Below are 22,894 nucleotides of genomic sequence, written 5' to 3' on the forward strand. Positions count from 1 at the left end.
TGCAAAGTTCCAAAAGTCGTGCTGTCCATGCTAGAAAAGAACTGTTTCAACAAACTGGCGATCGTTCCCGGTTCTATACGGTAGAGCGATCGACAGTTTGCGTTATGGCTGGAGACCACCACAGCGGATGGGAAGTAAGGATAATTCCGTTACTTCGGAAATTGTTGGATAACCAATTCCAGATCTTTTTTATATGATTCGATTTTTGCTTTATCATTGCTGAAAAGCCGATCATCATTTATTTTCGGCATAAGAGTGCTTAGTTTCTTTAGTTCATCTCGCTTATTTTGAATTTCCGTAAGATCATTCTGTTCAATTAGCGATTGTAATTTTTTCAGATAATCTCTTTTATACTGATATAATGTTAAAACTCCAGATTGCAATTGTTCATCGGCTATTATTTGTTTTGTTTCATCATTGGTTAGGATAATCGCTGGAAGGAAGGCGGGATTATCTATTAGATTACTATCAATCATTCCTGAAATATACGCTAGTTTTTCTTTGTCTTGTGCATTAGATAATTCTTCGGTAATTTTTTCAAATTGATAGAGTGAACATGAGTGTTGATGTTTAAATACATCCGTTAACGTAATTTGATATTGAACATGTACATGGTCTGGTGAAGCGGTGGTGCAAGAGGCTGTCATGAGAGACAAACTAGCAAGCAAAAGGAACATTGACATTCTTTTCATTTTTCTCTCCATCCTTTCATGATAAAAGAGCATCCGGCTGTCCGAATGCTCTTCTTAAATTTTTAAACTACCATTCCAAAACGTCATCTACCCAAACTTGCCAACTTTTCTCTGTCTTGGTTGGCGTAAGTTTAAATTGTAAGCCACCAGTTGGCCCCGTTTTTGCGTAACTAAAGTTTGCTTCGAAGCTGGTTCCCCATGTTCTAGTGTCAAAAGTGTGGACATATCTTGCACCAAAATCTAATGTTGAGTTTTTCTTTTTGGTTACATAGACTGCAGCATAAGAACCGAAGTCTAATTCAGTGTCATGTACATTAAACAAGTAAATTCCCTTTTTCCGTTCTGATCCATCCCGAGCAGTTACATACTTTGTATCTCCCACGTTACTGCTGTAATATTCCCCCACAGTAGGATCCCATTCAATAGAGAGTAAGTCATAAGTCGCAGGGTAAAACTCGTTATCTTTTGGATTCCAAGAAGCAATTAGACGATAGTAAGATTGACCAGCTCGTTTGGCGGTTGAAAGTTCGAGGTTGATGTCTCCAGCCTGCATTGCCGTAGGACCAATTTTACTGTTTTTCTTTGTTTCCAACTCTACTCCGAGCGGCTTTAGTTTATCCGACAATTCTTCGTCAGTTCCGTTATTTTGCATGACTAAGTTGTGGACAAAAGAATCAAACTCTTCGTCAGAAAGGTTGGCAATCGCCGACTTTAACGAATGCTGTTGCGATTTTGTTTGAGTGTCGCTTAATGAAAGAACCTTTTTTGCCAGCTCTTTACTGCTCAAACTCGAATAATCCACTTTTGCTGCATTCGCTGCTGGCACCACTAAGACAGAGGCTAGTAGAACTGTGCAAGTAATCGTAGAGAAAAGATTAATTTGGTGTTAGTCCGGGAAGGACCTTTCACAATATTAAAATTATCAGAAAGTGAATGAAAATGTTGTCGTATTTTGTAATCTATTAAAAAAGTAAAAATTTAACATATTTTAACGACTGCGATAATCCACAAAACACGTAACAGAAGTTTTGGCTGCATATGCCCCTGGAAACAGGCCTTGTATAAGACAAATGTAGAGATGAGAATATAGGTGGAAAGGGATCGAAACGCCACTTAATGCGCATGCGCGGCTGAAGTGTGATTAGGAGATTGTGAGTGTGTGATTTGTCTAAAGTGCTATGCCGGGAGGAGTTGATCCTCGTAATAATGGATAGCCTGCTGGATCATCATTTTTTCCGAATGCTGAAAGCTGTACTTGGCCCATATTGCGTTCTGCAGCGATCACTCATTGGACATTAGGGGATATCATCTGACGAGAGCCAATTTTATATTGTCAGGTCAGCCAGCGTTTTCTGGTTGGCCTTTTTTCATGGGGAACAAATAGGCGCAAAACTTTAAAAATCTTCACTTGAACCAGAAACTGGTATCCGATAATATAATAATTAAATATTTGTTTGAATGTTTGTTGGATGGACGCGGAAGCAGTTGGGGAAAATAGATGCCTGGGAAATAGGTGAGAGCATATGTCAAATCAACCAAAACAAGGCGGGTGCTGCAGCGGGCACCATTGCAGCTCGGAGCATACCCATGACAAAAAAATTCTCACGGTGCTGGAGCCAGCCGCCGCGATCGCTTCGGACGGCGCGGGCGTTTTGTCTGCGCAGGCGATTGTGTATCGCGTGCACGGCATGGACTGCAGCTCGTGCGCGAAGTCGTTGGAGCGGCACATGAAGTCGCTGCCTGCGGTAAAGGAAGTGAGCGTCAACTTTTCCACCGGAAAAATGCAGCTTGTCTCCGACGGACTGCAGGACGAAGCCGTCATCAAGGAAGTCGCCAAGGCAGGCTACAGCGCCAAACGGCTTGAGCGGCGAACAGCCCGCGAGGCGGTCCAAAACGATCGCGCAGGCACCGTCCTCACATCACTGTCCGGCGCGTTTCTGGCGCTTGGCTTTTTGGTTTCGCTGACCAGCGCCTCTCCGTGGGTCAGCACGATTTTGTACGCCCTGTCCATTATCAGCGGCGGCTACCGCCCGGCGCGCAGCGCTTTTTACGCGATCAAGAGCAAGTCGCTGGACATGAACGTCTTGATGTCCGTAGCGGCGCTTGGCGCAGCGCTGATCGGAGAGTGGCTGGAGGGAGCGACAGTTGTCTGGCTGTTTTCCATCGGCAATCTGCTACAGACCAAGTCCATTGAGAAGACGCGCGATTCGATCCGCAACCTGATGGATTTGGCTCCGCCTGAAGCGTGGGTGAAAAAAGGCGATGCGCTGACGAGAATGTCCGTAGAAGAGATTGGCGTAGGCGACGTGATCGTGGTCAAACCGGGGGAGAAAATCCCGCTCGACGGCGATATTTTGTCCGGACATTCCAGCGTGAATCAGGCCCCGATTACCGGGGAGTCCATCCCGGTCGACAAGCAGGCGGGCGACGCGGTGTTCGCAGGCAGCGTGAATGAAAGCGGCGCTCTGGAAATCAAGGTGACAAAGCTCGTCGAGGATACGGCGATTGCGCGCATCATTCATCTGGTGGAGGAGGCCCAGGAGAAAAAGGCTCCGACTCAGGCGTTCGTCGACAAGTTCGCCGCCATGTACACGCCAATCGTGCTTGTTCTCGCTTTGCTCGTGATCGTGTTCCCTCCCGTGCTCGGCATGGGCACGTGGGGAGAATGGTTTTACAAGGCGCTGGAGCTGCTTGTGGTCGCTTGCCCGTGCGCATTGGTCATCTCGACGCCCGTTGCCATCGTATCGGCGATCGGAAACGCAGCGCGAAACGGCGTGCTGATAAAAGGCGGGACATTTCTGGAGCGGGCCGGAGCGATTGAGGCGATTGCCTTTGACAAAACAGGCACGCTGACAGAGGGCAAGCCGCGCGTGACGCAGGTGGTGGCCGCAGGCGAGACGGAGGAAGCCATCCTCGCGATTGCCAGAACGATGGAGGAGCGCTCCAGCCATCCGATTGCCCAGGCGATTGTGGCATACGCCAAGGAAAAGCAGGTGGCGGCGCTCGCGGGCGAGGACTTCCAGGCGCTGGTGGGAAAAGGCGTTCAGGCGACGATTCATGGCGAAGTGTACTACGCCGGAAAGCCCGCGCTGTTTGCCGAGCTGGGCGTAGACATGAGCGCCTGGCAGGAGCAGATCGCGTCTTTGCAAGCGGAAGGCAACACGCTGATCGTGATCGGCACCCGCCAAAAGCTGCTTGGCATGATCGCAGTGGCCGATACGATCCGCGAGATTACCGTCGGCGCGATCAGCAAGCTGAAAGCGGCCGGGATCAGCGAGATCATCATGCTGACAGGCGACAATGCGGGAACGGCGAAAAAGGTAGCGGCCCAGACGGGCGTAGACCGTTATTTTGCCGAGCTGCTCCCGCAGGACAAGGTGGAAGCGGTGAAAAAGCTGCAACAGGAGGGCAAAGTCGTCGCAATGGTCGGGGACGGCATCAACGACGCGCCTGCGCTGGCAACTGCCGACCTGGGCATCGCGATGGGCGGAGCAGGGACGGATACCGCGATGGAAACAGCCGATATCGTCCTGATGGCCGACAACCTGGAAAAGCTGCCGCACACCGTCAGCATCAGCCGCAAAGCGCTGGTGATTATCAAACAAAACATCTGGTTTTCCATCGTGGTGAAGCTGGCCGCACTCGTGCTGATTTTTCCGGGCTGGCTGACCTTGTGGCTGGCAGTCTTAAGCGACACGGGCGCTGCTTTGCTGGTCATTTTAAACAGCATGCGCCTGCTCAGAATGAAGCCTTGACAGATGAAAAAGCAAAAGGGAGAAGAGCCAAGGCTCTCTCCCTTTTTGGTATGGCATGCGTGTACGCGTTTGCACGTTTTTGCACGAGTCTTACACCAGCACGCCGCCGCCGTAGCGTTCAAATTCTTTCTGGGTGCAGGCGACATAGTGGCCTGGCTCGATTTCCCGCAGCACTCTTTCCTCGTCCTGGTTTTGCAGGTACTCCTGATCGTCGAACACAATCCGTTTGCGGTTGCGCTCGTAATCCGGGTCTGGCAAAGGAATCGCAGAGAGCAGGGACTTGGTGTACGGGTGAATCGGATTTTCGTACAGGCGGTTGCTTTCCGCCAACTCGACGATGCGGCCGCGGTACATGACGCCGATGCGGTCGCTGATGTATTTCACCATCGACAGGTCATGGGCGATGAACAGATAGGTCAGCCCTTTTTCTTTTTGCAGACGTTTGAGCAGGTTGATGACCTGCGCCTGGATGGATACGTCCAGTGCGGAGATCGGCTCGTCGGCAATGATAAACTCGGGATCGACTGCGAGAGCGCGCGCGATACCGATGCGCTGGCGCTGCCCGCCGCTGAACTCATGCGGGTAACGGTTGGCGTGCTCGCGGTTGAGACCGACCGTTTCCAAAAGCTCATGTACTTTCGCAATGCGCTGCTCTTTAGTAGCGAGCTTGTGGATATCCAGACCTTCCGCGATAATATCGGATACAGTCAGACGAGGATTCAGGGACGAATACGGGTCCTGGAAAATCATCTGGATTTTGCGGTTCAGCCATTTTTTCTCTTCGCCTGATTTTTTGCCGTGGACGTTTTTGCCTTTGAACAGCACTTCGCCGTCAGTGGCGTCATACAGGCGCAGGATCGTCCGGCCCGTAGTGGATTTTCCACACCCGGATTCGCCTACGAGTCCGAAAATCTCGCCTTTGTAGATGTCAAAAGTAATGCCGTCGACAGCCTTCAAGACTTGTCCGCCGCCAAGGTCGAAATGCTGCTTCAAGTTTTTGACTTCCACGATCTTCTCGCGCTGGTCGTACGAGATCGTTGCTTTCGGACGCGGGCTTTCGACTTTCTTCGCCTCTGCAGAAGCAGTCTTGCGTCGCACAGCAGAAGCGGGCGGGTCGATCTGTGGAGCCATTTCGTGCAGCAGCCAGGTTGCCGCATAGTGCGTGTCGGAAATTTTGAACATCGGCGGCTCGTATTCCAGATCGACTTTCAGGGCGTACGGATTGCGCGCAGCAAACGCATCGCCGACAGGCGGCTTGAACATGTCTGGCGGGGAGCCAGGAATAGACATCAGCTCTTCGTCGTCCGTATCGAGGCTAGGCATCGAGCCGAGCAGGCCCCATGTGTACGGATGCTTGGGATCGTAGAAAATCTCGTCGACTTTTCCGATCTCGACGATTTTTCCCGCGTACATGACAGCTACGCGGTCAGCCATGTTGGCTACGACGCCGAGGTCGTGGGTAATGAAGATGATCGAGGTGCCCATTTTTTTCTGAATGTCTTTGAGCAGCTCCAAAATTTGCGCCTGAATGGAAACGTCGAGCGCGGTCGTCGGCTCGTCGGCAATGATAACTTTAGGATTGCAGGCGAGGGCGATCGCAATGACAATCCGTTGGCGCATCCCGCCGGAGAATTGGTGCGGGTATTGATCGACGCGTTCTTTTGCGAACGGAATCCCGACCAGCTCCAACAGCTCGACGGCGCGGGTGCGCGCTTCGGAACGGCTCAGCTTTTGGTGCTTGATGAAGCTCTCCATGATTTGGTTCCCGATCGTCATGGTCGGGTTGAGAGAGGTCATCGGATCCTGGAAAATCATCGAAATATCGCGGCCGCGAACGTCCTGCATTTCTTTTTCCGACAGGGTGACCAAATCTCTTCCTTCGAACAGGACTTGTCCTTTCGGAATACGTCCAGGAGGAGAAGGGATGAGTCGCATGAGAGCTTGCGAGGTAACCGATTTTCCGGAGCCGGACTCGCCCACGATGGCCAGAGTCTCTCCTTTGTGCAAGTCGAAGGAAACCCCCCGCACCGCTTTTACCTCACCTGCATACGTATCAAAAGACACGTGTAAGTCCTTTACTTCCAAAACTTTTTCCATAGAATCCTCCCTTTCTCTATATATGTTTTTGTGAGTAAACAACCCGCCATTTATGTGTAACAATCTCTCTAGTATGAATTTTTACGAAAATGAAAATCATTATCACCATTATACTATATTTGCTGAGTATTGTTAAAAAATTTTTTTCCATGAGCACGTCTATATCGGCAAAGCCCCAAATGTTGCTAGGCAGGCTTCATTAGGGGCTTTTTTATCGTTGCCTTTCGTGAGCCAAGTCATACAATACATCAACTGAGTTAGAACGCAGTCTGGAAAGGGGCGTATTTCGTGTGCAACTCGAGCCTTTACGCAAGCTGCTGCAAGAGCGATACCCAGAGCTACGTAACGAAACATTCCGGGTGGACGATACAGGCTGGAGCAATTTCGTCGTCATCGTGGGAGAAAAAATGATTTTTCGCTTCCCCAAGACCGAAGAAGCCAAAGCGATTATCAGCCGGGAGACGCAAATTTTGCCACAGCTTGAGTCGATGGTGCCTGTGGCGATTCCGCAGTTTGTCTATTCTTCTGCGCCGACCGACGACATCAAGTACGTAGGCTATCCGATGATTTTCGGCAAGCCGCTTTACCGCGAAGAGATGAACGGGCTGTCCGGGCAGGAGCAAGAGAAGGTAGCGGAGGCGATTGGCGGCTTTCTGAGCGGTCTGCATGCCTACCCGCTGGAAAAGTCGTTCGACAAGGCGATTGATCCGGGGTTGACCCGGCTCTTTTACGAGAACTTTCTGGCACGGATCGAGCGGAAGGCTTTTTCCTACATGCCTGTCGAGCTGCAACGGTGGACCCGGCAAACCTTTCAGTCGTTTTTGGCGAACCCGGACTACTTCCGGTTCAAGCCGGCCTTGCTGCACAACGACTTGAAGCCGGAGCATCTGCTCTACGACTTTGAAAAAAGGCAACTGAGCGGGATTATCGACTTCGGAGCGATGGGGGTAGGCGACCCTGCCTATGATTTTGTCGGCATATACCGGGCGTACGGCGCGGCTTTTACCCAAAAAGTGCTGAGCCATTACACCCGGGAGATTGACGCCACGTTTTTGGAGCGGATCACAACGTTTTACGTCAAGACCATCAGCTTCTGGACGCTCTTTTACGGCATTGACAGCCAAAATGAAAAGCTCATCCAGTACGGGCTTGGAAAGCTGCAGGCATTTGCCAAACCAAAAAGGACGTAAACCGTAATCGGGTGGAAACAGAAGGAAGGACGGCGAGGTGAGGAAATGCGCGTACTGTTTTTGGAAAGTCATCCGATGTGGATTCACGGGCTGCCAAACGGGTTTCGCGACTCTGGACACGATGTGATGATCTCGGGGCCGCTGACGGAGCAAAACATTCCCGAGATGCTGGGAGAGTTTCAGCCGGATTTGATCGTCATGATCGGCTGGGGGCCGGAGCAGACACCCGTCAAGCTGGACTGGATTTTTCGGCATGTCCGGCAAACAGAGGTGCCGCTCGTTTACTGGGCGACAGAAGACCCTACGTTTACAGAGAGCTTTACGATGCCGCTTATTCAAAGAGTGCAGCCCGATTTCGTCTTTACCATTTGCCCAAAGCGCCTGGATTATTACGCGGAGCGGGGGATCAAGGCGGCACACATGGATTTCGGATTTCACTCCAGCATCCATTGTCCCGTTCCGGCCGAGGAGGCGTATCGCACCTCCATCGCCGTTGTTGCCAACGCTTATCCGCATGTATTTGAGCAGTATAGCGGCCATTATCGGCTTGTTTCGCTGTTTACACTGATTCGCCCTCTGCTTCACGAGGGCATGCGCATCGACTTTTACGGGCGGGACTGGGATAAAATGAAGCCGTATTTGGGCATGGACATTCCATCAGAGTGGATTCACGGCTATTTGTCTTACCCGGATGCCCACAAAGTCTACAGCTCGGCAGACATCATGATCGGCCTGCAAAACTACGAGACGCAGTTCACACAGCGGACATATGAGATTTTAGGCTCGGGCGGGTTTCTCGTCACCCAGGATACAGAGGCCGTCCGCAGCATGTTCACGTCCGGAAAAGAACTGGTCGCGGCTGCTTCTGCCACAGATACGCTGCAAATCATCGAGCATTACTTGCAGCATCCAGAGAAGCGAAAAGAAATCCGCGAGCAGGGAAGACGGGCTGTGAGCCACGCCAACTATCAGCATCGCGCCGACTACATGGTGCAGGTGCTGCAAGAGCAAGGGCTTTTGCCGCAAACGCTCGCCACTGCGGCAGGGCAAGGCCAGTTGATCTCGTACGCGGACCTGATTCGCGAGCGGTACGAGGTGCACGATGTCCGCCCCGGCGATACGCTGTGGAAAATTGCCCAGGCTTACGGCGTGACCATCGAGCACATTATGAAGGAAAACGGGCTGACTTCCTATGATATATACGTCGATCAATATTTGAAAATCAGGGAGCGACAGCAGTAAAAGCAAACTGACGTGGTGGAGGGAGCACATGAGAATTTTGTTTTTGGAAAAGTGCCAGGCGCTCCTTCACGGTTTGCCGTACGGGTTTCACGACGCTGGCCATCAGGTGCTGATTTCCGGGCTGTTGACCGAGCGGCATCTGCCTGCGTTGTTGCAATCGTTTCGGCCGTCCCTCATCGTCATGACAGGCTGGGGGCCAGAGCTGACCTTGACGCAGCAAGCGTACTTGTGCGAGCAGATCAAGCAGGCGCCCTTGGTCTACTGGGCGGAGGAAGACCCGGCTTTTGTCCACATCTGGTCACTGCCTGTCGCGCTGCGCATGCAGGTTGATTTTGTCTTTACCGTCTCGCCGGAAACGGTTTTGGTCTATCGGGAGGCCGGAATCCGCGCTGCGCATATGGACTTCGGCTACGACGAGCAGTTGTATCAGCCTGGCGAGAGCGGGAACGGCCCACGCCTGCCTGTGGCAGTCGTATCTCCAGCTTGCCCGTACATGTATCGGCATCAGTTGGAGCACGATCTCGCGGGTTCTTTGCACACGCTCATCTGGCCGTTGCTGGCGCTGGGGATTCCCGTCCGTTTTTACGGCAAGGAATGGGGGCAGATGAAGCCTATTTTTGGCTTGAACATTCCGCGCGACTGGATTGTGGAGCAGCCAGGCCGGATGGAGGCACGGCAGGTCTATCGGCAAGCCGATATCGTCATCGAGGTGCAGTCTTTAGAAAAGCCAATCTCGGAGCGGATGCTGCAAGCAGCAGGAAGCGGCAGTTTGCTGCTCGCGCGCGACTCTATCGGGCTGAGGCGTATTTTTACTCCCGGCCATGATATGCTGGCATCGTCCTCGCCGATACAGACAGTGGATTTGCTCCGGCACTATCTGGAGAGGCCAGACGAGAGAAAAACGCTTCAGGCGCACGGACTGCGGACGGCTCGTTCTCATACTTACGGGCAACGCGCGCGATTTATGCTTCGCACGCTCGTGGAGGAAGGGATTTTGGCTTCCGATGCGGCCGATTGCGTGCCTGGTGCCGGGGAGCATGGCTGTCCGGGACAGCCGCTTTGCGTGAGCGACGCACGGCATACAGTCAAGCCGGGAGAAAGCCTGTGGCAAATTGCCTGTGCGCACGGCACGACGATCGGAGCGCTTCAGCAGGCAAACCGGTTCGTTTCCGACGTGCTTCATGTCGGTCAAATTTTGCGCATTCCGCATAGAACGGCAGAGGACGGGGAGCAACTTCCGAAAATAAAGAAGTGGCTGGATAAGGCAGCCCGCCTGTTTCAGCTCGATTCGCTGCTGCTTTACGGGATCGCCTATGCGGAGTCTGATTTTGGCCAAAATGCAGGCATGAGCAGGGCGGGGGCGCTCGGGATCATGCAGCTCAAGGAGAGGACCGCCCGCGGACTCGGCGTGGATCGAACGGATCCGTGGCAAAACATTTTGGGCGGCGCCATGTACATCAAGGAGATGCTGTATGAATTTGACGGCGATCTGCCGATGGCGTTGGCTGCGTACAACTGGGGGCTGAACCACGTCTGGCACGCCGTTCGCCAGGGGGGCAAGCAGTGGCTGACGCTCGCCCCGGAAGAAACCCAGCATTACGTCATCAAAATCATGAAGTACATGAGCGAGGCAGGCAGACGGTGAGCAACCCGCTAGAAGCCTGATATCGCGACGGAAAAGCTCGGCCTTTTTGGAGGTGGAGCTTTTTTCATTTCGGGCGCTGCTAATAATTGAAGATAGGAAGCTCGGCCCTATTTTGATATACTTTTAGCACGATATTGAGAATTATTATCAAAATGAATAATTAAAGAAACGATTCGTTTTTACATAAAAGCAGTCCGTTGTGAACTATTCCGTAAGGCAAAAGGTGTGACAATGATGAGCGATAGGCAAGCCTTGTTTCAGGAGTTTACAGAGCTTGTGATGGCGGATGTCATTTTCAAGCTTCGCGATATTGCCTGGGTAAAAGGGGACGAGCATGAGCGTCTCCGCCAGCAGTTTACGAACGCGCACATCTTGCTGGTCGTCACCGGGGGGCGAGGACGCCTGCGTTTGGAAAACGTGGAGCATCAACTGCGTCAGGATGCCATCTACGTCTGCCCGCCGATGAGCACCTTCGGCATCGACCCGGACTCCGTAGACGACCTGCGGATGTACGTGTTGCGCTTCGATGTTTTTATGGAGTCCAGAAAGCGGAAAAGACATTTGCGCGCTTTGCGGGAGGAACACGAGTTTCCTTTGGTGGGCGAGGTTTCCGTCCGATCCGCCGGGCAGCTTGTCATGCATTGCGATTCGATCGCGGAGCAGTGGCAGCAGGATGGGGGAATCGACCGTTATCGCAGCCAGATTTTGTTTCAGGAGCTGTGGTACCACATCGCGAAGTCCGTCGATTTTACTGCCCAGGACTCTGCTACGGCGCTGGAGCGGGCCCGCGCCTACATGGAAGAGCATTACTCGCAAAACATTACGATCGAGCAGTTGGCGCGCATCGCGGAAGTAAGCCCGAAATATTTTGTGGACTTGTATAAAAAAACGTACGGCGTGTCCGCGATGGACTACGTCACCGAGCTGCGCATCAGCCGGGCGAAGCAACTGATGGCGCAATCTCACGCAAAGCTGCGGGAAATCGCGCACCAGGTAGGCTACAGCGACGAGTTTTACTTCAGCCGCAAGTTCAAAAAGGAAGTGGGCGTTTCTCCTACTGTTTATATGAAAAGCCGCAATCGCAAAATCGCCGCCTACAGGGCGCCGCTCATCGGCCAGATGCTCGCGTTGAAGATGATTCCGTACGCGGCGCCGCTCCACCTGAAATGGACGGCCTATTACCATCAGAACTACCGCTACGACATTCCCGTCCATCTGAGCGCCTTTCGCCAAAATGAAAATTGGAAGGCGAACATCGAGATGCTGCAGGAAGCCAGACCAGACGTCATCCTGTCCTTGGACAAGGCCAACGCGCAGGAGCGAGAGCAGCTTGGCCGGATCGCGCCGACGCTGTTTGTGCCGTTTGAAGCGCTGGGGTGGCGGGAGCAGTTGCAGATGATTGGCGATTTTTTGGGCGAATCGGCAGAAGCGGAGCATTGGCTCGCCGCGTATGACGAAAAGCTGGGCAGAGCGCGGGATGGACTGCGGCAAAAGCTGGGCGACGAGAAGTTCCTCATTTTGCGCGTGTTCAAACACGAGCTGGCAGTGCACTGCAACCGCAGCATGAACGACGTTTTTTACAACGGCCTGCAAATGAATCCCGCCTACGTCACGCAAGCGAAGGTGTACGACCAGCCTGTGACGCTGCAGGAAGTAGCAGCGCTTGACCCGGACAGGATTTTGCTGCTCGTGTGCCAGGAAGCAGAGACGCTGGAGCATTTCCGGCTGCTGAAGCTGTCGGTGCATTGGCAAGACTTGAAGGCCGTCCGCAACAATCGGACGCATCTGATTACGTCAGACCCGTGGCGGGAATATTCGGCGATGGCCCATGAACGGATTATCAATCAATGCGTGAAGCTGCTTTCAGGAGATCGTCCATGTTGATTCTGGATATCGTCCATGGTCGAGGATACGCAGATGCTTTATAATCACGAATGATAATCGTTATCAATCACAAATATTACACAAATATGTGAGAGGGGCTTTTCAAAGGATGAAAAAGATATATCTTGGTTTTAGCGTCGCCATGCTGGCAATGGCACTGACTGCGTGCGGCGGACAGCAAGCAGCGAACTCCAACGCTGCAAACAACAACGCAGCACCTGCTGCAACTACCGCAACGGCAGAAAAACCTGCGGCAGAGGCAACCCAAGCGGAAACGCGCACGCTCAAATATCTCGATAAAGAATACACCGTTCCAAGCAAAACCGAGCGCATCGTCATCACAGGCAGCATGGAGTCCATGGAAGACGCGCTCGTGCTCGGCGTAAAACCGGTAGGGGCAATTTCCGTCGGCGGCAAATTCCCGGAGATGTTTGCACCAGTAACCGGGGAAGCGCAATCCATCGGGGAGAAAACCCAACCAAACCTGGAAACCATCCTGTCCCTGAAGCCAGACGTCATTCTGGGCAGCAGCAAATTCCCGCCAGAAATGATGGAGAAATTGGGCAAAATCAAAACGACTTTCCCGGTTTCCCACATCTCTACCAACTGGGAAGCAAACCTGCTCTTGCTGGGTGAGCTGACTGGCAAACAAGCGGAAGCGCAAAAAGTGATCGAGGACTATAAAAAAGATGTAGAAGCAGCCAAAGTACAACTGGGCGACAGCTTGAAAGACAAAAAAGTCGTCGTGATCCGTGTACGTGGCGGCAGCATCAACATCTATCCGGAAAAAGTGTTCTTCAACCCGTCCCTGTATGCTGACCTGGGCCTGACGGCTCCGGCGGAAGTAAAAGCCGCGAAGGCACAAGAAGTCGTGTCTCTGGAAAAATTCAGCGAAATCAACCCGGATTACATCTTCGTCCAATTCTCTACTGACGAGAACAAAGACAACCCGAAAGCTCTGGAAGATTTGCAAAACAACCCGATCTGGAAGAGCATCAACGCTGTGAAAAACGGCAAAGTATTCGTAAACGTAGTCGATCCGCTCGCACAAGGCGGAACAGCTTGGAGTAAAGTAAACTTCCTGAAGGCCGCTGTTGAAAAATTGTCTGCCAAGTAGGAGTAGGCGAGGTTAATCGCATGCAATCGAAAAAAGCAGTACCTATCCTCATACTTGCGGTTTCGCCCATAGCGATTGTGCTCGTGATCGTGCTCTCCGTTTTGTACGGGGCCAAGCAGATCGACGCGTACACCATCTATCAGGCTCTCTTCCAGTTTGACGAAGGGAATGTGGACCACCAGATCATCATGCACTCCCGCCTGCCGCGAGTGTTGGGCGCACTCATGATCGGAGCGTTTTTGGCAATATCGGGGGCACTCATGCAGGGGATGACGAGGAACTACCTCGCGTCCCCCTCTATTATGGGGGTCTCTGACGGATCGGCTTTCGCCATTACGCTTTGCATGGTGCTGTTGCCTGCTGCATCGAACACGACGATGATCTTTATGTCGCTCGCCGGATCGGCAGCAGCGGTAATGATGGTACTCGCTTTGTCCAGGTTGCTGCCAAACGGTTTTTCGCCTGTTGCGTTGGCTGTGATCGGGACGATCACGGGAACATTTTTGAGCAGTGTCTCGGCGGCAATCGCTTCGTACTTTCAAGTCTCGCAAAACGTCAGCTTCTGGTACAACGCCCGGCTTCACCAATTGGAGCCAGGGTTGATCTCGCTTTCGATTCCGTTTGCAGTCGTCGGCATTGTCATGGCCTTGCTTTTGTCCAAGTCCATCACGATTTTGTCGCTGGGCGAGGAAATCTCGCTCAGTCTGGGACAAAAGACGATGCTGGTCAAAGTGCTGGCTACGGCGGCCGTCGTCATTCTCACGGGCATTTCGGTCGCACTGGCCGGAAAAATCGGCTTTGTCGGCCTGGTTATTCCGCACATCACCCGTTTTTTGGTCGGGCTCGATTATCGCTGGATCGTTCCGTGCGCAGGCGTCTTGGGCGCCGTTTTCCTCGGGCTGGCGGACGTGCTCAGCCGCTTCCTGAACAGCCCGTTCGAGACGCCGATCGGAGTGGTGACTGCGTTTATTGGCGTACCGTTCTTCCTCTATCTGATTTACAAGAGAGGGGGAGGCAAGCATGCCTGAGAAAAAAAGCAGGTTTCGTCTGCTGCTGACAGTGAACATTCTCCTGATTGTTGCGGCGATTTACATCAGCCTGACAAATGGGGTGTTCGACATGTCGGTGATGGATGTGGTTCGCACTTTGCTGCGCATCGAACCGTCCGCCGATCACGATCTCGTCATTTTCGATTTTCGCTTGCCGCGCATCGTCATTGCGGCTTTGGTAGGCTTTGGCCTGGGCATTGCCGGGGCCGTCATTCAAGGCATTACCCGCAATGGCCTGGCAGACCCCGGGATTTTGGGGATCAACGCCGGGGCAGGTGCGGCGATTGTAGCGTTCATGTTTTTCTTCCAAGGAAAGTTTACGGAGGCAAGCTGGTTTTCGATCATGGCGATGCCGCTTTTCGGTCTGACCGGGGGCTTGCTCGCCGCAGCGCTGATCTACATGTTCGCCTGGCGCAAAGGAACGCTTGACCCGCAACGGCTGATCCTGGTCGGAATCGCCATCGGCTCAGGTTTGGGCGCTGTGTCGCTGTATCTGTCGCTGAAAATGAATCCGAACGATTTCGAAATGGCAACGGTGTGGCTGACAGGAAGTATCTGGAATGCGAACTGGACCCACATTACGGGCATGCTTCCGTGGCTCATCCTGTTGTCCCCGGTCCTCTTGCGCAAGGCGCACGTACTCGATTTGATGCAGCTTAGCGAGGAATCGGTGAAAAGTCTCGGGGTGTCGGTAGAAAAAGAGCGCAACCGGTTGCTGCTGTCCAGCATCGGGATCGTCAGCGCGTGCGTCTCTGTGTCCGGCAGCATCGGCTTTGTCGGCTTGATGGCGCCACACATCGCCAAGCGCTTGACGGGGATTGCGCACAGACACGTCCTGCCGCTGTCCGGTATGATCGGGATGTTGATGGTGGTGGCCGCAGACTTTATCGCCAAGACCGTGTTTACCCCTGTCGAGCTGCCGGTGGGGATCGTCATCTCGATTATCGGCGTGCCGTATTTCTTCTATCTGCTCAGCAGAGCGAGAAGGTAGCATACATGTAAAAAAGCCATTTTCATAAAGCGAAAAAGAGAGCGCCACTTATACGAGGGGCGCTCGATTCACCGCTTTGAAGATCGCGAGGTAGACCCGGCGCTGGTTGCCGAACTGTTGGACACAGCCGTTTGGGCGCCGAATTACCACATGACCCAGCCGTGGCGCTTTATCGTGACGTACGGCGAAGGGCGCAGAAGAATCGCCGAAGCGGTGCGGATCATGAAGGAAAAACGTGAGCTGGACCCTGTGAAAAAGAAAGAAGTAGGCGAGAAGTTTTACAACAAAATCATGGCGATTCCGATGCTGATGACTGTCATCATGACGGAAAGCCCGAACCTGATCGAGCGTCAGGATGATTTTGCCTCGACGAGTATCGTCATCCACAACTTCAGCTTGCTTGCCTGGGAAAAAGGCATCGGGCTGACCTGGGAGACGTATCCGTGGATTCACGAGCCGGAATTTCGCGAAGCGATGGGCATTGCTCCTGGCGAAAGAGTGCTGGGGAACCTGCACATCGGCTACCCGGCGGCGATTCCCAATCCGCAGCCGCGCGTTCCGGCAGCGGAGCGAATTACATTTGTAGACAAAGCATAGGACAAGATTTCCAGATTTTTTCTTGTCACGTTATAACTTTTTGTGGTACTCTTGGATCATTCTACAAGGAAGGGTGACCATCAAGCCAATGATCTACTAACTCCTATTTCCACAAAAGCAATCGGATAATGACGATGCGTTTTTGGGATGGGAGTAGTACGTGCATATTGGCGAATAGATGGTAGAGCCGTTGTCTTTCTTGCAGAAGGTTTCTATGTCTTTTTGGTGTCAGTATGTAATGCCTCCTGTCCAGATCGCAAAATGGATAAGGAGGCTTTTTTATGTCTAATATGCTGCAGAACCGCTATGTCAGGGCCATTTTGTTGTCGGGCCTGTTTTTGCAAATCGGGATTTGGGTGCGCAACTTTGCCATCCTGCTTTACGTGATGGACCATACCGGAGGCGACCCGTTCGCCGTGTCCATGATTTCGGTAGCGGAGTACGCGCCGATTTTCCTCTTCTCGTTTCTCGCCGGGACGTTTGCTGATCGCTGGCGGCCGAGACGGACGATGGTCTGGTGCGATCTGCTCAGCGCCTTGTCGGTGGTCGCGGTGCTCATCACGTTTATGCTCGGAACGTGGAAGGCGATTTTCTTCGCTACGCTGATCTCGGCTGTGCTCTCCCAGTTTTCCCAGCCGTCAGGGATGAAGCTGTTCAAGCTGCATGTGCCTGCTGAGCAGTTGCAAGCCGGGATGTCCGCCTATCAGACGATCTTTGCCATTTTCATGGTGCTCGGCCCGATTGTCGGCACATTCGTGTTCCAGCAATGGGGAATGGAAGCATCTATGGTCATTACGGCCATCGCATTTCTGGCTTCTGCTGGCGTGCTGTACCTGCTGCCGCCTGACCGCGTGGAGACAGAGGAGAAGAAAGACTCGGCTCTGCTTGCGGAAATGGCGAGCGGAATCCGCTACGTGCTCTCCAACCGGGTGCTGTCGCTGCTTGGCGCCTGTTTCATGGCAGCAGGGCTCGGCATTGGGATGGTGCAGCCGTTGGCGATTTTCCTGGTGACAGAACAGCTCCATCTGCCGAAAGAAAGCCTGCAATGGCTATTGATGGTGCAAGGTGTGGGCATGATTGTAGGAGGGGCGCTGACGATGGCGCTGGCAAAAAACGTTCCGCCGCAAAGGCTGCTCGTCATGGGCATGCTAGGGAACGCAGTTGCCCTGGGCATTTGCGGGGTGTCTACGCATCTGTGGCTGACGCTTTTGGCCCAACTGGTTGCTGGATTGCTTTTGCCGTGCATCCAGATCGGGATCAATACGATGCTGCTCAAATATACGGAAAGCTCCTTCATCGGGCGGGTTAACGGGATTTTGACCCCGCTGTTTACAGGTTCTATGGTCATCATGATGAGTATAGCCGGGGTGTTGAAGCTGCACCTTCCGCTCGTCGCGATCTATACGATTTCGGCAGCGCTGTTCATTATCGGCTTGAGCTTTATTTTGCCGCTGTATCGCATGAAAGAAGGAAAGGCCGGAGCTGATGCAGAACAGATTGGATCATATTGAGGCTGCATGAGGTTGGCAGCGTGTGCTGCGGTGGCGGCAAATGCTCTGGCCTTGTCCCAGGCGCGAGCGAGGCTTGAGCCAGAGCATTGGAAAAAAGAGCGGGGGTGCGGTCAGGTGGCGCATGAGCGGATTTCATCTAAGGAAGGTCTGGCTATGGAAGCGGCCGTGAGAAAGCTGGCGGTCCGTCTGCCGGAGGTAACGGAACAGGTGGATGGTTTTGGGCACACGTCGTTTCGGGTAAGCGACAAGCCGTTTGTCATTATGGGCGAGGGCGGTGCTGACGGGCCAGCCTTGTCCTTCAAGGTGCTCAAGACGACGCAGGAAATTTTGCTTGCGCAGGAGCACTTTTACAAGACGCCTTACATCGGCCATCATGGCTGGGTGTCCATCCGCGCCCAACATATCGCGGACTACGACATGCTCGCCGACTATTTGCTGGAAGGCTATCTGTGCGCAGCCCCCAAGCGTCTGGTCAAGCAGGTGCAGGCGAACGCGCAGGCACAGTAGAGCGGGCTTGTGGGTGCTTTTCGCGGGAAAAGGCAGGCTTCCCCTGATGTCTCCTGCTATAATTCATAAGTAACGAGCTGTGAACGACCGTTCGGCACAGCGATATTCCAGGCAAAGGGGGAGCCGTGTTGGATTGGAATCTCCAGCAAATCAGCAAGCTGCTCGAGGTCGTCTTCGAGAATGCCCATGAGCCGATGATCGTGACGGACAGGGACGGCAAAATCCTTTTGATGAATCGGAGCTATCGGGAATTTTTGAATGTGCAGGACGTCATCGGCAAGCCAGTGACGGACGTCATCGAAAATACGCGCATGCATATCGTCGGCCAGGCGGGCGTAGCGGAAATTGCGGATATCCAGCAAATCAAAGGGCAGAAGATGATCGCCCACCGCATCCCGATCATGGACGAGGGCAAGGTCATTGCCGTGCTCGGGACGGTGCTGTTTCAGGATGTGCAAGAGCTGACTGCCCTGGCCGCAATGGTCGATCAGTTGAAGGACGAGCTGACTTACTATAAAAAAGAACTGCGGCGCAGGATGGGGGCGACCTATCATTTTGACCAGATCGTCGGGTACAATCAAAAGCTGCAGGAGCTGAAAAAATTCGCCCAAAAGGTGGCGACGAGCGATTCGACGGTGCTGATTACCGGAGAGAGCGGCACGGGCAAGGAGCTGTTTGCCCATGCGATTCATGCGCAGAGCAAGCGGAAGATGGGGCCGTTCATCCGCGTGAACTGTGCGGCGATTCCTGATTCATTGCTGGAGTCCGAGCTGTTTGGCTATGAAGAGGGAGCGTTTACCGGAGCAGTGCGCCGCGGGAAAAAAGGAAAGTTCGAGCTGGCCAATCACGGAACGATCCTCCTGGACGAGATCGGAGACATGCCGCTGCCGCTGCAAGCCAAGCTGCTGCGGGTGCTGCAGGAAAAAGAAGTGGAGCGGGTCGGGGCCGTGCGGACGACGCCGATTGATGTGCGGGTCATCGCCTCTACCAACCTGGATTTGCCGCAGCGCATCAAGGAAGGCAAGTTCCGCGCCGACCTGTACTACCGCTTAAACGTAGTCACCCTGTCGATTCCTCCGCTGCGAGAGCGGCTGGAGGATTTGCCGGAGCTTGTTTCCAACCTGCTCAAACAACTGAGCGAGTCCACGGGCGTCACGGTCAAGGTGATCGACGAAGACGTGTGGACGGTGCTGCGCGGCTATTCCTGGCCGGGAAATGTACGGGAGCTGCGCAACGTGCTGGAGCGGGCGCTGCATCTGGTGGAGGACGATGTGCTGAAAAAGGAGCACATTTGGCTGCCGGCTTCTGACGAGGTGGTGCCAGTTGCTGCTATTTCTCCGTCCGGCAGGGAGTTGCGGCCGCTCAAGCAGTTGGTGGAAGAGACGGAGCGGGAAGCGATTTTGCTGGCGATGCAGCAGGCCGGAGGCAACAAGCTGGAGGCGGCAAAGCTTTTGCAGATCAGCAAGTCCAGCTTTTATGAAAAGTGGGAGAAGTATCAGCAGAAGAAATAAAGGCAGTGCTTTTAGAAGCTGGGACATGTCGGACAAGCCGCGGTCCCGGCTTTTTTTGATCGAGAGAGGCGCTGTCGCTGTGGAGGCCGGAGGGGCTGGAGGGGCAGGCGACGTTCACGCGAGAAAGCTGGACGGAGCCAGGTGGTGTGCTAACTGTCGTCCCTTGTCGCATTTTGCTAGATTCCGCGTTTCCGGAAAGGGAAAAGAGAGAAGGCGGACAGTGGCAGAAGGTTTTGACTTTTCGGGCAGATGGATTTCGCGGTGATTTTTGCTAGATTCCATAAATGCGGACGCGTTTTTCCGGAAATCCGGAAGTTTTTGCAAGCGCTATCATTTTGCTGTTGCTGTCCGTTTGGCGCAAAGCCGCGTCTGATCGCGATTTGTCGGAATTTGGCCCACGTTGGCACGATCCATGCAATTCAAGAGAGGATGTAAGCGATTTCTTTTGGTGGGTACACACACTATGCTCTCCAGGCGGAGGGCCATTCGAAAGGAGAATTGTATGATTATTGAAGTGTTGTCCATCGTGATCGCGCTTGGTCTGTTGATGTTTTTCGCGTACCGGGGCTACCCTGTTATCGTCTTTGCCCCGATTTTTACGCTGCTGGCAGTCGTGATGTCGGGAATTGCGCTGCTGCCCAGCTACACGGAAACATTCATGACCAACGCAGCCAACTATGTGAAATCATTTTTTCCTATCTTCCTGCTTGGTGCGATTTTCGGAAAAGTGATGGAGCTGAGCGGTGCCGCTTCGTCGATCGCGCATACGATCGTGAAAGCGCTTGGCTCCAACCGGGCGATTTTGGCAGTCGTTCTGGCATGTTCGATTTTGACGTATGGCGGGGTGTCGCTGTTCGTCGTCGCTTTTGCCGTTTATCCGTTTGCCGCAGCGATCTTCCGTGAAGCAAACATTCCTAAGCGCCTCATTCCGGGAACGATTGCGCTCGGGGCATTCACCTACACGATGGATGCTTTGCCGGGAACGCCGCAAATTCAAAACATCATTCCTACGACGTATTTCGGTACGGACGCCTATGCGGCTCCGGTTGTGGGGATTATCGGCGCCATCATCGTTTTTGTCGGCGGGATGGCGTGGCTGGAACGCAGACGCAAACAGGCGGCTGCCGCCGGAGAAGGCTATGGCGAAGGACATTCGAACGAGCCGGAGTTGGTGAAAACCGAAACGTACATGAACATCTGGGTAGCGATTCTTCCGCTGGCGCTCGTGCTCGTCGGCAACTACCTGTTCAGCCGTGGCATCTGGACGGTCGAAAACTGGTATGACGCTACGATGCTCAAAGATTCGTTCAAAATTGAAAAAGTGAAAAACGTCGTGTCGTCTTGGGCACTGATTATTTCTCTTAGCCTGGGGATCATTGCAGCGATGCTCATTAACGTGAAGCAGGTCAAAACGAAGCTGGCAAGCGGTTTGACCGCAGCAGCCATGGGTGCTTTGCTGGCGATCTTCAATACAGCGTCCGAAGTTGGCTTTGGAAACGTCGTGAAAACATTGCCTGGCTTCAAGCTGATTCAAGACTGGATTTTGGGTGCGAGCGACCATCCGCTCGTCTCGGAGGCTGTAGCGGTAAACGTGCTGGCAGGTGTGACCGGATCGGCCTCTGGCGGGATGTCGATTGCACTGGAGGTCATGGGCAAGCAATACCTGGAGATGGCCAACGCTGCCGGGATCAGTCCAGAGCTGTTGCACCGGATTGCTTCCATGGCTTCCGGCGGGATGGATACGCTGCCGCACAACGGAGCGGTCATCACGCTGCTCGCCATCACCGGCTTGACGCATCGCCAGTCGTACAAGGACATTTTTGCCATCACCATTTTGAAAACAGCCGCCGTATTTATACTGGCCTTCGCTGTTTCCATTTTCTAGGTTCGCAACGTAACATCCCGCATGGACGGGGATAGACAGCATGCCGGAGAGGAGACAAACCATATGGAGAAACTATTGAACAATCAAGTGGCATTGGTAACAGGAGCAGCGAGCGGGATCGGGCTTGAGATTGCCCGGACGTTTGCGGCAGAGGGCGCCAAAGTCATGCTGCTGGACTTGAACCGGGACGCTGCGGATGCAGCTTCTGCCCGCTTGCAAGAGGAAGGCTATGAGGCGATGAGCTTGAGTGCCGATGTCACGAACGAGGAGCAGATACAAAAAAGCATCCAGCAAGCCGTGGAAACTTTCGGCAAGCTCGATATTTTGGTGAACAACGCAGGCCTTCAGTTTGTCTCGCCGATTGAAGAGTTTCCTACGGCCAAGTTCGAGCAGATGATCGCCATCATGCTGACAGCGCCGTTTATCGCGATCAAGCACGCCTTTCCCGTGATGAAACAACAGGGCTACGGGAGGATCATCAACATGGCTTCCATCAACGGCTTGATCGGCTTTGCGGGGAAAGCTGCGTACAACAGCGCCAAGCATGGAGTAATCGGCTTGACCAAGGTGGCGGCGTTGGAGGGGGCTGCAGACGGCATTACCGTCAATGCGATCTGCCCAGGGTATGTCGATACGCCTCTGGTTCAAAACCAACTGGCTGATCTGGCCAAAACGAGACAGGTGCCGCTGGAAAAGGTCATGGAAGAAGTGATCTATCCATTAGTTCCGCAAAAGCGGCTGTTACAGGTGCAGGAAATCGCCGACTACGCTGCGTTTTTGGCGAGCAAGAAAGCGCAGGGCATCACCGGCCAGGCCGTCGTAATTGATGGCGGATATACGGCGCAATAAGCTTCATACAAGGAAAGCAGGGGCCTCTTGTTTATGGAGGCCCTGTTTCATTGTCCAAAGTTTTTTTGATAAACTAGCAAAAAGCTCTTGTATTCTATTTTTAGATGTGATAGATTATTCCTTGTCGCCAAGAACGACGACAAAACACGAGAAAAGATAACAACTTTCGATAAAAAAGTTCTTGACTCGTAAACAACGAACGTGATAAGATGTAAAACGTTCGACAAAAAATGCTCTTTGAAAACTGAACAGCGAAAGCGTTGATGAGTCTATCATTAATGATTTGCCAGCTTTAAACCAGTAACAAACTTTATTGGAGAGTTTGATCCTGGCTCAGGACGAACGCTGGCGGCGTGCCTAATACATGCAAGT

At 53.2% G+C, this 22,894-nt stretch carries 17 protein-coding genes and 1 rRNA gene; 15 read left to right on the plus strand and 3 right to left on the minus strand.

Translation table 11 applies throughout. The annotated features are described in order from the left end of the window. Window positions 1-149: 149 nt before the first annotated feature. A complete protein-coding gene (locus AC3WJN_RS18265) occupies window positions 150-692 on the minus strand; it encodes a hypothetical protein (RefSeq protein ID WP_005832676.1) in 543 nt (180 codons plus the stop codon). A 67-nt stretch (window positions 693-759) separates the two neighbouring features. Further along, complete coding sequence (locus AC3WJN_RS18270; RefSeq protein WP_005832679.1) at window positions 760-1,479, minus strand: hypothetical protein; 720 nt, start codon at window positions 1,477-1,479, stop codon at window positions 760-762. 736 nt (window positions 1,480-2,215) lie between these two features. On the opposite strand from AC3WJN_RS18270, the gene AC3WJN_RS18275 reads away from it, so the two are divergent. After that, window positions 2,216-4,447: a heavy metal translocating P-type ATPase gene (locus AC3WJN_RS18275; RefSeq protein WP_007779379.1), complete on the plus strand. Its 2,232-nt coding sequence runs from the start codon at window positions 2,216-2,218 to the stop codon at window positions 4,445-4,447. A gap of 90 nt (window positions 4,448-4,537) precedes the next feature. Here AC3WJN_RS18275 and AC3WJN_RS18280 read toward each other — a convergent pair whose 3' ends face one another. Next, window positions 4,538-6,544 carry an ABC transporter ATP-binding protein gene (locus AC3WJN_RS18280; protein ID WP_007779376.1) on the minus strand — a complete coding sequence of 669 codons (2,007 nt, stop codon included), beginning with the start codon at window positions 6,542-6,544 and terminating at the stop codon, window positions 4,538-4,540. Between the two features lie 290 nt (window positions 6,545-6,834). Here AC3WJN_RS18280 and AC3WJN_RS18285 point away from each other — a divergent pair, with 290 nt between their 5' ends. The 14 genes from AC3WJN_RS18285 to AC3WJN_RS18350 form a co-directional block, all read left to right on the plus strand. Continuing rightward, a complete protein-coding gene (locus AC3WJN_RS18285) occupies window positions 6,835-7,734 on the plus strand; it encodes a phosphotransferase family protein (protein ID WP_005832687.1) in 900 nt (299 codons plus the stop codon). 45 nt (window positions 7,735-7,779) lie between these two features. Beyond that, window positions 7,780-8,976, plus strand: a complete 1,197-nt coding sequence (locus AC3WJN_RS18290; RefSeq protein WP_005832688.1) for a DUF3880 domain-containing protein — start codon at window positions 7,780-7,782, stop codon at window positions 8,974-8,976. A 28-nt stretch (window positions 8,977-9,004) separates the two neighbouring features. Then, window positions 9,005-10,621, plus strand: coding sequence for a DUF3880 domain-containing protein (locus AC3WJN_RS18295; protein WP_327953936.1), 1,617 nt, complete (start codon window positions 9,005-9,007; stop codon window positions 10,619-10,621). Window positions 10,622-10,855: 234 nt separating this feature from the next. Then, window positions 10,856-12,505, plus strand: a complete 1,650-nt coding sequence (locus AC3WJN_RS18300; RefSeq protein ID WP_035316879.1) for an AraC family transcriptional regulator — start codon at window positions 10,856-10,858, stop codon at window positions 12,503-12,505. 109 nt (window positions 12,506-12,614) lie between these two features. Next, window positions 12,615-13,622: an iron-hydroxamate ABC transporter substrate-binding protein gene (locus tag AC3WJN_RS18305; RefSeq protein WP_005832558.1), complete on the plus strand. Its 1,008-nt coding sequence runs from the start codon at window positions 12,615-12,617 to the stop codon at window positions 13,620-13,622. A 20-nt stretch (window positions 13,623-13,642) separates the two neighbouring features. Then, the gene (locus AC3WJN_RS18310) at window positions 13,643-14,650 is read left to right on the plus strand and encodes a FecCD family ABC transporter permease (protein ID WP_005832560.1); all 1,008 of its coding nucleotides are present in this window, start codon (window positions 13,643-13,645) and stop codon (window positions 14,648-14,650) included. After that, window positions 14,643-15,662 carry a FecCD family ABC transporter permease gene (locus tag AC3WJN_RS18315; protein ID WP_007779360.1) on the plus strand — a complete coding sequence of 340 codons (1,020 nt, stop codon included), beginning with the start codon at window positions 14,643-14,645 and terminating at the stop codon, window positions 15,660-15,662. Before AC3WJN_RS18310 ends, AC3WJN_RS18315 begins: the two co-directional genes overlap by 8 nt. A gap of 66 nt (window positions 15,663-15,728) precedes the next feature. Continuing rightward, window positions 15,729-16,259: a nitroreductase family protein gene (locus AC3WJN_RS18320; protein WP_429788766.1), complete on the plus strand. Its 531-nt coding sequence runs from the start codon at window positions 15,729-15,731 to the stop codon at window positions 16,257-16,259. A 281-nt stretch (window positions 16,260-16,540) separates the two neighbouring features. Beyond that, window positions 16,541-17,770 (plus strand): MFS transporter, encoded by a 1,230-nt coding sequence (locus AC3WJN_RS18325; RefSeq protein WP_007779357.1) that lies wholly within the window; start codon window positions 16,541-16,543, stop codon window positions 17,768-17,770. Between the two features lie 114 nt (window positions 17,771-17,884). Next, complete coding sequence (locus tag AC3WJN_RS18330) at window positions 17,885-18,277, plus strand: MmcQ/YjbR family DNA-binding protein (protein ID WP_007779354.1); 393 nt, start codon at window positions 17,885-17,887, stop codon at window positions 18,275-18,277. Window positions 18,278-18,405: 128 nt separating this feature from the next. Continuing rightward, window positions 18,406-19,788 carry a sigma-54 interaction domain-containing protein gene (locus tag AC3WJN_RS18335; RefSeq protein ID WP_005832568.1) on the plus strand — a complete coding sequence of 461 codons (1,383 nt, stop codon included), beginning with the start codon at window positions 18,406-18,408 and terminating at the stop codon, window positions 19,786-19,788. 502 nt (window positions 19,789-20,290) lie between these two features. After that, on the plus strand, window positions 20,291-21,673 hold the full coding sequence (locus tag AC3WJN_RS18340; protein ID WP_005832570.1) for a GntP family permease: 1,383 nt from the start codon (window positions 20,291-20,293) through the stop codon (window positions 21,671-21,673). A 63-nt stretch (window positions 21,674-21,736) separates the two neighbouring features. Beyond that, on the plus strand, window positions 21,737-22,522 hold the full coding sequence (locus tag AC3WJN_RS18345; protein ID WP_005832572.1) for a 3-hydroxybutyrate dehydrogenase: 786 nt from the start codon (window positions 21,737-21,739) through the stop codon (window positions 22,520-22,522). Between the two features lie 310 nt (window positions 22,523-22,832). Further along, window positions 22,833-22,894: ribosomal RNA gene (locus AC3WJN_RS18350) — 16S ribosomal RNA — on the plus strand; the annotation flags it as partial.

The sequence above is a fragment of the Brevibacillus sp. FW306-2-1A-C05A genome (genome assembly GCF_058781555.1).